Source organism: Cupriavidus phytohabitans, assembly GCF_000426345.1.
GTDB lineage: Bacteria > Pseudomonadota > Gammaproteobacteria > Burkholderiales > Burkholderiaceae > Cupriavidus.
Map to the genome: position 1 here is coordinate 23,362 of NZ_AUFE01000057.1, position 11,703 is coordinate 35,064.

Consider the following 11,703-nt stretch of genomic DNA (forward strand, 5'->3'; position numbering starts at 1 on the left):
CGTTGTGCCGTGGACGCCGGCGTTGCCGCTGCGTCACGGCATGGCCCCAACAAGACCAATCCGAGGAGCTTCCATGCCGTTTTCCGTTCGACACGTTGCAGTCGCAGCCGCCCTGGCACTTGCCGGCGCCGGCCACCTGGCCGCTGCCGCCCAGCCCGATGCCGCGCTGCTGGCCGCCGCCCGCACCGCCCAGCCGGCGGTGGTGCAGTCGCTCAAGGAGATGGTGTCGATCGAATCCGGCAGCGCCAACGCGCAGGGCCTGGCCCGGATGGCCAGCTACACCGAGAAGCGGCTGCAGGCACTGGGTGCCCAGGTGGAGCGCGTGCCGGTCACCAAGGGTCCGGGCACCATGGTCAAGGGCACGCTGATCGGCAACGGCAAGCGCCGCATCATGCTGATCGCCCACATGGACACCGTCTACCCGGAAAACACGCTGGCGACGCAGCCGATCCGCGAGGAGGGCAACCGGCTCTACGGCCCCGGCATTGCCGACGACAAGGGCGGCATCGCGGTCATCCTGCATTCGCTGGAGATCCTGAAGAACAAGGGCTGGCGCGACTACGCGCAGATCACCGTGCTGTTCAACCCGGACGAGGAAGTGGGTTCGGTCGGCTCCGGCGAGACCATTGCCGCGCTGGCCGCGCAGCATGACGTGGTGCTGTCGTGCGAGCCCACCGCCGCCAAGGACGTGGTCAAGGCCGAGTCGCTGCTGCTGGGGGCGTCCGGCACCGCCACTGCCACCATGCAGGTCAAGGGCCGCGCCGCGCATGCCGGCGCCGCGCCCGAGCGCGGCCGCAATGCTCTGGTCGAGCTGGCCTACCAGCTGCAGCAGACCCGCGACGTCGCCACGCATGTGCCCGGCTCGCAGCTGAACTGGACCCAGGCGCAGGCTGGCACCGTGCGCAACCAGATTCCCGAAAGCGCGGTGGCCTACGGCGACGTGCGCACCACTGCCAACGGCGCTGCCGAGAAGCTGAAAGTCGCCTTGCAGGACAAGGTCAAGTCGGGCCAGATGGTGCCTGACACCCAGACCACGGTGACGATGGAAGAAGGGCGCCCGCCGTTCGTGGCCGACGCCCGCGGCCGCGCGCTGGCCAGGCGCGCGCAGGAGATCTACACCGAGCTGGATGGCCGCACCCTGGCGCTGGCCGAAGGCACCGGCGGCGCCACCGACGCCAGCTATGCCGCGCGCTCGGGCAAGCCGGCTGTGGTGGAGAGCTTCGGCCTGGCGGGCTTCGGCTACCACGCGCGCGACGAGTACATCGAGCTGGATTCGATCGTGCCACGGCTGTACCTGATGACGCGGATCCTGGAGGATATTGGACGTAACTGAGCAGGCGTAACTGAGTCCCCGCACCGGCGTGCCGCGGATGGCACCCGGCTGCGCCGAAGCGGCGCTTCGCATGCGTTCAGGACACCGTGCCCCGCGCGCGGGGCCGGCCACTGGCCCCGGCATCCTGCTACAGTGTCATGGCCGCCACCAGTGGCGGCCATGACAAAGACATAGTGGGGAGACCGCAGCATGAACCGCAAAGGCCTGCTCGATGCCGCCTCGGCATTGGAAGACCTGGCGGCCGGCAATGTGCCGGCTGCCGCGCAAGTCGCGGCAGGCGCCGCCGCGCTGGAGAAGATCCATGCCGATTACCCGGGCTGGCGCGATGTCGGCGACGCCCTGTTCGGCCTCAAGGCGCTCGCCAGCGGCAGTGGCATGGACCTGGACGCCAACGGCCGCCAGCGCGCGGGCCGGCTGGCCGACATCGTGCGCAGCCTGATCGACCAGATCTGAACAACGGCGCGGCTACAGCATCGACTCGATCGGCAGGATCGACAGGAACCAGATGCCGAGCCGGCGCCACCAGCTGGTGTTGGGTTCGGTGTCGTAGCGCACCACCTCGTCGCCGCGCCGCTCCAGCCAATACAGCTTGCCTTGCTCGTCGAGCTTGACCTGGTAGGCCGCTTCCGGCACCACCGTGGCGAAGGTCGATTCGATTCGGCCGGCCAGCGCCGGGCTGTCGATCACGAAGCCCAGCTCGGTATTGAGGTTGGCCGAGCGCGGGTCGAAATTGAACGAGCCCACGAACACGCGGCTGGCATCGACGCCAAAGGTCTTGGCATGGAGGCTGGAGCCGGAACTGCCGAACGGCCCGGCGCGGCCCTTGGCCGGTGCCGCCGACCGCCGCAGCTCGTACAGGTCCACGCCTGCCTCCAGCAGCGCCTTGCGGCGCTTGGCATAGCCCGAATGGACCGCGGCGACGTCGGTTGCCTCCAGCGCGTTGGTCAGCACGCGCACGGCAACGCCTTTTTCGGCCAGCTGCGAGAAGTAGGCGGTGCCGGCGGTGGACGGGACGAAGTAGGGCGAGACCAGGTCCAGCTCGCGCTGGGGCTCGCCCAGGATCTCGCGCAACTGGTGCGCGACCAGCGTGTTGCGCGAGGCCTCGCCGAGGGCCTTGGCCGGATCGTCGCTGACGATGCGTGTCGCGGCCCACTCGAATTCCAGCGTGCCGTCGAGCATATGCTGCACGTCGGGCACCTCGCGCAGCGCGGCAAGGTAGGCGCCGGCGGCCGGGTTCTGCTCGACCGCGCGGGCGCTGCCGGCCAGCTCGTGCAGGCGCTCCATGCTGACCGGCGGCACCAGCCGGTCCACCGGGTAGGCCGAGGCGCTGGCCCAGTAGCGGTCGAAGTCTTGCGCCACGTCGGCGGCGGCGGGGCCGATCGCAATCACATCCAGGTCGGCGAACAGCACGCCATCGGTGGCACCGAAATATTCGTCGCCGACATTGCGCCCGCCGATGATCGTGGCGACGCCGTCGGCGGTGAACGACTTGTTGTGCATGCGCCGGTTCAGGCGCCGGAAATCGGTCAGGAAATTGAGCGCCTTGGGCTGGCGCAGCACGAACGGGTTGAATATCCGCACTTCGACCTGCGGATGCGCGTCCATGGCCGCGAGCAGCTCGTCCATGCCGGACAGCCCGTTGTCATCGAGCAGCAGCCGCACGCGCACGCCGCGGCCGGCGGCCTCGTGCAGCGCCTCCAGCAGCAGCGTGCCGGTCAGGTCGTTGCGCCAGATGTAGTACTGCACATCGAGCGTGCGCTGCGCCGTGCGTGCCAGGTGCACGCGCGCGGCGAAGGCTGCGTAGGCGTTGTTCAGCGGGTGGATGCCGCTGAGCCCGGAATGGCCGGCCAGCGCGGCCGCGACCGCGCGGCCCAGCGGAGTGGCCGCGGCCTCGGCCGGCGTGATGGCGGTGGATTCGGTGCGGTGGTCCAGTGGCGGCAGCGCGCAGCCACCCAGCAGGGTGGCGCAGCACAGCAGCAGCGAACTGGCGTGCAGGCGGTGGTGGGGCACGAACGCAGCGTCTGTCGGCAATGGCATGGCGATGGTCGGCGCGTCCCGCGAGCGGGGCCGCGCGTGGCGGCAATGTCCGCCATGTTGCCATGCCGGCGCGGTGTCTGGCTTCCGGCAATCGCTATGCCGGCGCGCGAACTTCTTTGACACACCGGCCCGACCCCGCCACTCTCCCGCGAGCAGGAGAGGGAGAACACCGACAGGGTTCGAAACGCTTGCGGCTTACGATGCTGCCACTACCCCACAAGCAATACGCCCCCCTGCGTTGCCCGTCGGCTGCGTCTTGTAGTCGTCCGGATCCTTGTGCACCACCACTGCGCGCCCGATCACGCTGTTGGCGCCGGTGCCGACCGATAATGACGGCAGCAGCATGCTGACGCGCACGTTGCCGTTGGCGTCGGCGGTGACGTTGTTCATGTCGCCGGCATGGTGCTCGGGCATGGTCATCTGGCCGTGCGGCTTGCCGCCCGGGTTGAAATGGCCGCCGGCGCTCATCGCGTCGGGCGCCGAGCAGTCGCCCTTTTCGTGGACGTGGAAGCCATGGACGGTATTGGGCGGCAGGCCCGTGATCGAGGCGGTCATCAGTACCCCGCCGGGCTGCTGCTGGAAGGTCACGGTGCCGGCGGTATTGGTGCCGCTCTTGGGCTGCAGTTGCGCTGCGGCGCGGGCCCCGCTCGTGCCGGCCGAGGCCGCGGCGGCCGCGGTGGCGCCCGTGGCGCTGGATGAGGCCGAGGCGCTTTTGCCGGAACCGGCGCAGCCGGCCAGCACCACGGTCGCGGCAACGCAGGCGGCCAGGGGGATAAGCACTGGTTTCATCGGAATCCTCTTCTCGTCGTGATTTCGGATGAAACAGTATAGGTCGGGCAACGCGCTCGCGGCTTCCGGTTTTGTCCTATTCGGCACGTTTCGGATGCCCGGCGCTTGCAGCTTGCGCCAGAAAGCAGGTCAGGCCGCCACCGCGAGGCGCTGCTGTCCCGCACCAAAATGCGGGTGGCGCGAGAACAGGTCCGCCGCCCAGTTGACGAACACCCGCACCTTGGCCGACAGGTGACGGTTCTGCGGATACATCGCCGAGATCGGCAGCTCGTCGGTTTGCCAGTCCGACAGGATTTCGACCAGCCGGCCGCTGGCCACATACGGCTCCGCCATCGCGCGCGAGATGCGGGCGATGCCATGGCCCTCCAGCGTGCAGCCCACGTAGACCTCGGCATCGTTGGTCGAGATCGCGGAGGGCAGCAGCACCTCGCTGCGCTCCATGCCGCGCGCCATCGGCCACGGCATTTCGCGCCCGTTGCGGTTGGACAGGTAGTTCACCGCCTTGTGCTGCGCCAGCTCGGCGAGGTCGCGCGGCGTGCCGGCGCGGTTCAGGTAGATCGGCGAAGCGTAGAACGCCAGCTTTACGTGGCCGATGCGGCGGGCCACCATCGATTCGTCCAGCGGGATCCCCACGCGCAACACCACGTCGACGCCTTCCTGCAGCAGGTCGATGGGCTTGCCGTTGATGGTCAGTTCGAGCTTCAGGTCGGGGTAGGCCTGCAGGAAGTCATCCAATGCGGGCACGAGGACCAGGTTGGCAAGCGGCGCGGTGGTGTCGACCGACAATGTGCCGCGCGGCGAATTGTTCTGCCGCGTGAGCGACTGCTCGGCTTCTTCCACGTCCGCCAGGATGCGCACGCAGCGTTCGTAATAGGCCGCGCCGTCGTTGGTCACGCTGATGCGGCGTGTGGTCCGGTGCAGCAGCTTGACGCCGAGGTGCGTCTCCAGGTTCTGGATCAGGCGGGTCAGCGTGGCCTTGGGCAGGTCCAGCGATTCGGCGGCGCGCGCAAAGCTGCCGACGTCCACGACCCGTGTGAATGCCTGCATTGATACGAGACGGTCCATGATGAGGTTCCGACGATAGATCCGAACGGCGTGCCGCGCGCGCTCGTGACGCGCACGGCGTGGCTTGTTGTTGTGATTGGGGGAGTGCTGCCGGCTGGCTGGCGCCGGGGTGCGCGGGGGCGCGGGGCCGGCGTGGGTTTGTCAGGGCGTGCAGCGCCCGCAACGAATGAAAGACAGGGTTGCGGATCGCCATGCGTGCCAGGAGCTGGAGTGAATCACATTTCCGATGACCCTGTCACGCGTGGGGTTTCGATCATTCCAATGCATCCGTGGCAATGCTCCCGATTATTCCAATCCCGGAACAGTGCATTAGCGATCTCTCGCTTTATCCCATCCTCGTCAATCACCATAATCCGTTGCATCGCAACACTCAAGCGCATTGTTTTTCCCGTGCGCCGGACGCCATGCCAGACAAGCCAGGCCAACGCCAGAATGCCGCTCCCGCCGCCACCGGCCAGGGCGAGCCGCGCGTGGCCGAGCATACGGTAACGAGCGACGGCCGCGAGATCGCGGTGTGCGTGTGCTACCCGCCGGGCTATCCCGCGCCGGGCGCCGAGGCCGCCAACTGGCTGCCCTGGCTGGTGTACCTGCATGCCGGCGGCTTTGTCGATGGCGGCCTGGAGCGGGCGCGCAAGCTGGTGCAGGACCTGGCCAGGGCAGTGCCGGCCGTGGTGGTGACGCCGGCCTATTCGCTGGCGCCCGAGAACCCTTTCCCGGCCGCGCCCGAAGACGCGCACAGCACGGTGCAATGGGTGCTGCGCAATGCCCGGCGCCTGAAGCTGGACAAGACCCGTTTCGCGCTGGTGGGCGAGGAAGCCGGCGGCAACCTGGCGATCGCGCTGGCGCAGATGCTGCGCGACCGCGGCACCGCGCAGCCGCGTGGCCAGTGGCTGATCCGGCCGGTGACCGACCCGTGCCTGCAGCACGCGTCGTGCGCGGGCTTCGGCAGCGGGCAGGTGCTGATGGAAACGTTGCGGCGCATGGCCTGCAACTATCGCGATTACCTGCCGACGCCGGCGGACAGCGTGCATCCCTATGCCGCGCCGGCGATGGCTTCGCGCCTGGCCGGGCTGCCGCCCACGCTGGTCCAGGTCGCGGAACAGGATACGCTGCGAGCGGAAGGCGAAGCCTTCGCGCAGCGGCTGGGCAAGGCCGGTGTGCCGGCCCAGGCCATGATCATGCCCGGCGCCTGTGGCGACGGCGTGGAAGAGGCCCATGACGCGTGTCAGGCATGGGTCGACGAAGGTGCGCGGTTCCTGCAGCGATGTCTGGCTGCGGCCGACGATACCTCACCCCTGACCGAACGCCAGGCTGGCGCATTTGCAAATGCAAGCGCCAGCCGGCCTGGAGCCAAGCCCGCCGGCTGAGCCGCTCCAGCCAATCGCCAGCCGGCTCTGTATCGGCCAGAGCCAGGTCCGCCGGTTTGCATGGGCGGCCCTAAGTCCGACTATCCAATCTGACTCGATTCCGGTCCGCCCGCGCGGACCGGCAGGCGGCGTTCGGCCATTTGCTTTTCCGGTTGAAGAAAACCCGAACAGGAGTTTGAGAAATGCAGCAGCATAAGCGACGTACCCTGATTGCCCTTGCCATCGTCGTGGTGCTCGGTGCCGGCGTGGCCGGTTCGGTCCTGCGCCCGTGGCACAGCGGCGAGGCCCATGCCAATACCCCGCCTCCCGCGCCGCCGATCGAAGTCGCCGCCGTGGTGGGACAGACCATCACCGAGTGGGACGAGTTCTCCGGGCGCCTGGAAGCGGTCGAGCGCGTGGAGATACGTCCTCGCGTGGGCGGCAACATCGATGCGGTCCATTTCCGCGAAGGCGCGCTGGTGAAGAAGGGCGATCCGCTCTTCACCATCGACCCGCGCCCCTATGCCGCGGAAGTGGCACGCGCCGAAGCCGCGCTGGCCGCCGCGCAGGTTCGCGCTGCGCACGCCAAGAGCGAGGGCGAACGCGCACAGCGGTTGCTGGATGACAACGCGATCTCGCGCCGCGAGTTCGACGAGCGCATCCACGCCGCGCGCGAGACCAGCGCTAACGTGCGTGGCGCGCAGGCGCAGCTCGAAGCCGCGCGCCTGAACCTGACCTATACCCGCATCACCGCGCCAGTGGCCGGCCGCGTGTCGCGCGCCGAGATCACCGTGGGCAACCTGGTGGCACCGGGCGCGTCGGCGCCGCCGCTGACCACGGTGGTGTCGGTGTCGCCGGTCTACGCCAGCTTCGAGATCGACGAACAGAGCTACCTGCGCTATACCGCGCCGGGCGCCGGCGGTGGCAAGAACGGGCTGCCGGTGTACCTGGGCCTGGCCAACGAGGACGGCCATCCGCATGAAGGCAAGGTGCAGTCGGTCGACAACCGCCTCGATCCGCGCAGCGGCACGATCCGCGTGCGCGCCGTGTTCGACAACGACGATGGCCGCCTGCTGCCGGGCCTGTACGCCAAGGTCAAGATGGGCGGCGGCGCGCCGCATGCGGCGGTGCTGGTCAACGACCGTGCGGTGGGCACCGACCAGGGCAAGAAGTTCGTGCTGGTGGTCGACAAGGCCAACAAGCTGGTCTACCGCGAGGTGGAGCTGGGGCCGAACTACGAAGGGCTGCGCGTGATCCGCAAGGGCCTGCAGCCGGGCGAGAACATCGTCGTCAACGGGCTGCAGCGTGTGCGGCCGGGCGATACGGTGCAGCCCAAGGCCGTGGCCATGGCCTATCGCAGCGAGCTGGAGCCGCGCCAGGCAGCGCCTGACCGCAAGCAGGCTGCGAGCGGCAAGGGCGACGGCAACGACGGCAAGCCGGTGAGCTGATCCGCCTACCGACAGCAGAAAAACGCTAGCACTTCCCCGTAGATGTGGATGGCGCCCGCCGCGGCGGGCCGCCAGGGGACGTGCTACGCCAACGCAGGCCAATGCAGGCAGAGACCAACATGAATCTCTCTAAATTCTTTATCGACCGCCCCATCTTCGCGGGGGTGCTGTCGGTGCTGATCTTCCTGATTGGCGCCATCTCGATGTTCAAGTTGCCGATCTCGGAGTACCCGGAAGTGGTGCCGCCGTCGGTGGTGGTGCGCGCGCAGTATCCGGGCGCCAACCCCAAGGTGATTGCCGAAACCGTGGCTTCGCCGCTGGAAGAACAAATCAACGGCGTCGAGGACATGCTCTACATGTCGTCGCAGTCCAACAGCGACGGCCTGCTCACTCTGACCGTGACCTTCAAGCTGGGCACCGACCCGGACAAGGCGCAGCAGCTGGTGCAGAACCGCGTGTCGCAGGCCGAGCCGCGCCTGCCGGAAGACGTGCGCCGGCTGGGCATCACCACGGTCAAGAGCTCGCCGGACCTGACCATGGTGGTCCACCTGGTCTCGCCCAACGACCGCTATGACATGACGTACCTGCGCAACTACGCGGTGATCAACGTCAAGGACCGCCTGGCGCGGATCCAGGGCGTGGGCCAGGTGCAGCTGTTCGGCTCGGGCGATTACGCCATGCGCGTATGGCTCAATCCCGAGAAGATGGCCGAGCGCCAGCTCGCCACCAGCGACGTGATCAAGGCCATCCGCGAGCAGAACGTGCAGGTGGCGGCCGGCGTGATCGGCCAGTCGCCGTCGCTGCCGGGTGCCGACCTGCAGTTGTCGGTCAATGCCCAGGGCCGCCTGGGTACGGTGGAGGAATTCGGCGATATCGTCGTGCGCACCTCGGCGGACGGCGCCGTGACCTACCTGAAGGATGTTGCCCGCATCGAGCTGGGCGCATCCGAGTACGCGCTGCGTTCGCTGCTGGACAACAAGCCGGCAGTGGCGATCCCCATCTTCCAGGCGCCGGGCTCCAACGCCATCCAGATCTCGGATGACGTGCGCAAGACCATGGAAGAGCTGAAGCAGAACTTCCCGGACGGCATCGACTACAGCATCGTCTACGACCCCACGCAGTTCGTGCGCCACTCGATCGAGGCGGTGACGCATACGCTGTTCGAGGCCATCGCGCTGGTGGTGCTGGTGGTGATCCTGTTCCTGCAGACCTGGCGCGCATCGATCATTCCGCTGCTGGCGGTGCCGGTGTCGATCGTCGGTACCTTCGGGCTGATGCATGCGTTCGGCTTCTCGATCAACGCGCTGTCGCTGTTCGGGCTGGTGCTGGCGATCGGTATCGTGGTTGACGATGCGATCGTGGTGGTGGAGAACGTCGAGCGCAATATCGAGGAAGGGCTGACGCCGAAGGAGGCCACCTACAAGGCCATGCGCGAGGTCAGCGGCCCCATCATCGCCATCGCGCTGACACTGATCGCCGTGTTCGTGCCGCTGGCCTTCATGACCGGCCTGACCGGGCAGTTCTACAAGCAGTTTGCGCTGACGATCTCGATCTCGACCATCATCTCCGCGTTCAACTCGCTGACGCTGTCGCCGGCGCTGTCGGCCCTGCTGCTGAAGAGCCATGACGCGCCCAAGGACTGGCTGTCGCGCGGCATGGACCGCGTGTTCGGCGGCTTCTTCAAGCGCTTCAACAATTTCTTCGGCCGCAGCGCGGAAAGCTATGGCCGCGGGGTGAAGGGTGTGATCCGCCGCAAGGGTTCGGTGTTCGGCGTCTACGCGGTGATGCTGGCGCTGACCTGGGGCGTGTTCCAGCTGGTGCCCAAGGGTTTTGTGCCGGCGCAGGACAAGCAGTACCTGGTCAGCTTCGCCAAGTTGCCGGACGGCGCCACGCTGGACCGCACCGAGGACGTGATCCGCAAGATGAGCGAGATCGCGCTGAAGCATCCGGGCGTGGAATCGGCAGTGGCCTTCCCGGGCCTGTCGATCAACGGCTTTACCAACAGCCCGAGCGCCGGCATCGTGTTCGCCACGCTCAAGCCGTTCGAGGAGCGCAAGAGCGCCGAACTGTCGGGTGCGAATATTGCGGCGGACCTGAACAAGAAGTACGCGGCGATCCAGGATGCCTTTATCGCGGTGTTTCCGCCGCCGCCCGTGCAGGGCCTCGGCACCATCGGCGGCTTCAAGCTGATGATCGAGGACCGTGCGGCGCTGGGCTATGACGCGTTGTTCGAGGCGACCAATGCGTTCGCCAGCAAGGCGCGCGCCACGCCCGAGCTGACCGGCATCTTCAGCAACTACCAGGTGAACGTGCCGCAGCTCGACGTCAAGCTGGACCGCGTCAAGGCCAAGCAGCTTGGCGTGCCCGTGACGGAAGTGTTCGACACGCTGCAGACCTACCTGGGCTCGGCCTACGTCAACGACTTCAACAAGTTCGGCCGGACCTACCAGGTCAAGGTGCAGGCGGATGCGCCGTTCCGCGCCCATGCCGAGGACATCCTGCAGCTGAAGACGCGCAACGCCGCCGGCGACATGGTGCCGCTGTCGTCGCTGGTGCAGGTGAAGCAGGGCTTTGGCCCGGACAGCGTGGTGCGCTACAACGGCTTCACGGCTGCCGACATGAACGGCGGGCCCGCGGCCGGGTTTTCGTCGGGCCAGGCGCAGGCCGCCGCCGAGCGCATCGCCGCCGAAACGCTGCCGAAGGGCATCAAGTTCGAATGGACCGAGCTGACCTACCAGGACATCCTGGCCGGCAATGCGGGGGTGTGGATCTTCCCGCTGTGCGTGCTGCTGGTGTTCCTGGTGCTGGCTGCCCAGTATGAAAGCCTGACGCTGCCGCTGGCGGTGATCCTGATCGTGCCGATGAGCCTGCTGGCGGCGATGACGGGGGTGTGGCTGACGCAAGGCGACAACAACATCTTCACGCAGATCGGTTTCATCGTGCTGGTGGGGCTATCCGCGAAGAACGCGATCCTGATCGTGGAGTTCGCGCGCGAACTGGAGCATCACGGCCGCACCGTCGTGCAGGCCGCGATCGAAGCCAGCCGCCTGCGCCTGCGCCCGATCCTGATGACGTCGTTCGCTTTCATCATGGGCGTGGTGCCGCTGGTGGTGTCCAGCGGTGCCGGCTCGGAAATGCGCCATGCGATGGGCGTGGCGGTGTTCGCGGGCATGCTCGGCGTGACTTTCTTCGGGCTGTTCCTGACTCCGGTGTTCTATGTGGCGCTGCGGTTGTTTGCTACGCGGGGGGAGCGGCGTAAGGCGTCGGCGTCGGTGGAAAACCAGGCGATGGCGTCCGCTGAATAGCGCGTGTTTGCTCCCCTCTCCCGCGAGCGGGAGAGGGGAGCTACCTCGGTGGCGTTGAACCCGCCAGAGCACAGAACAGTCAAGGAAATCCCAAAATGATTGCCCACATCACAAGGCAGTTGCCCCGAATCGCCACGCTGGCCGCCGCGCTGATCCTGGCCGGCTGCTCGCTGGCGCCGACCTACAAGGTGCCGGAGACCGCCACGGTGCCGGCCTACAAGGAAGCCGAGGCCGCGCAGGCCGAAGGCGCGCAATGGAAGACCGCGACGCCGGCCGAAGGCCAGCATCGCGGCGAATGGTGGAAGATCTTCGGCGACGCCGAGCTGGACCGCCTGATCGCCGCCGCGGGCGAATCCAACCAGGATCTCGCCATCGCCGCG

The 11,703-nt window shown here is 67.6% G+C and carries 8 protein-coding genes and 1 pseudogene; 6 read left to right on the plus strand and 3 right to left on the minus strand.

Features of this window, described 5'->3' with window-relative positions; all coding sequences use genetic code 11:
- Positions 1 to 73: 73 nt before the first annotated feature.
- Positions 74 to 1,333: a M20/M25/M40 family metallo-hydrolase gene (locus tag K309_RS0127380; RefSeq protein ID WP_029049347.1), complete on the plus strand. Its 1,260-nt coding sequence runs from the start codon at positions 74 to 76 to the stop codon at positions 1,331 to 1,333.
- 189 nt (positions 1,334 to 1,522) lie between these two features.
- Positions 1,523 to 1,786 carry a hypothetical protein gene (locus K309_RS0127385; RefSeq protein ID WP_029049348.1) on the plus strand — a complete coding sequence of 88 codons (264 nt, stop codon included), beginning with the start codon at positions 1,523 to 1,525 and terminating at the stop codon, positions 1,784 to 1,786.
- A 12-nt stretch (positions 1,787 to 1,798) separates the two neighbouring features.
- Here K309_RS0127385 and K309_RS0127390 read toward each other — a convergent pair whose 3' ends face one another.
- The 3 genes from K309_RS0127390 to K309_RS0127400 form a co-directional block, all read right to left on the minus strand.
- The gene (locus K309_RS0127390) at positions 1,799 to 3,370 is read right to left on the minus strand and encodes a phospholipase D family protein (protein ID WP_029049349.1); all 1,572 of its coding nucleotides are present in this window, start codon (positions 3,368 to 3,370) and stop codon (positions 1,799 to 1,801) included.
- A 195-nt stretch (positions 3,371 to 3,565) separates the two neighbouring features.
- A complete protein-coding gene (locus tag K309_RS0127395; protein WP_029049350.1) occupies positions 3,566 to 4,159 on the minus strand; it encodes a superoxide dismutase family protein in 594 nt (197 codons plus the stop codon).
- Positions 4,160 to 4,288: 129 nt separating this feature from the next.
- On the minus strand, positions 4,289 to 5,224 hold the full coding sequence (locus K309_RS0127400; protein ID WP_029049351.1) for a LysR family transcriptional regulator: 936 nt from the start codon (positions 5,222 to 5,224) through the stop codon (positions 4,289 to 4,291).
- Between the two features lie 404 nt (positions 5,225 to 5,628).
- Here K309_RS0127400 and K309_RS0127405 point away from each other — a divergent pair, with 404 nt between their 5' ends.
- The 4 genes and pseudogenes from K309_RS0127405 to K309_RS37610 all read left to right on the plus strand — a co-directional run.
- A complete protein-coding gene (locus K309_RS0127405) occupies positions 5,629 to 6,591 on the plus strand; it encodes an alpha/beta hydrolase (protein WP_029049352.1) in 963 nt (320 codons plus the stop codon).
- Between the two features lie 182 nt (positions 6,592 to 6,773).
- Entirely contained in the window at positions 6,774 to 8,018 is a 1,245-nt protein-coding gene (locus tag K309_RS0127410) for an efflux RND transporter periplasmic adaptor subunit (RefSeq protein ID WP_029049353.1), read from the plus strand.
- Positions 8,019 to 8,137: 119 nt separating this feature from the next.
- On the plus strand, positions 8,138 to 11,323 hold the full coding sequence (locus K309_RS0127415; RefSeq protein WP_029049354.1) for an efflux RND transporter permease subunit: 3,186 nt from the start codon (positions 8,138 to 8,140) through the stop codon (positions 11,321 to 11,323).
- Between the two features lie 95 nt (positions 11,324 to 11,418).
- Positions 11,419 to 11,703 (plus strand): annotated as a pseudogene (locus K309_RS37610) (RND transporter); the annotation flags it as partial.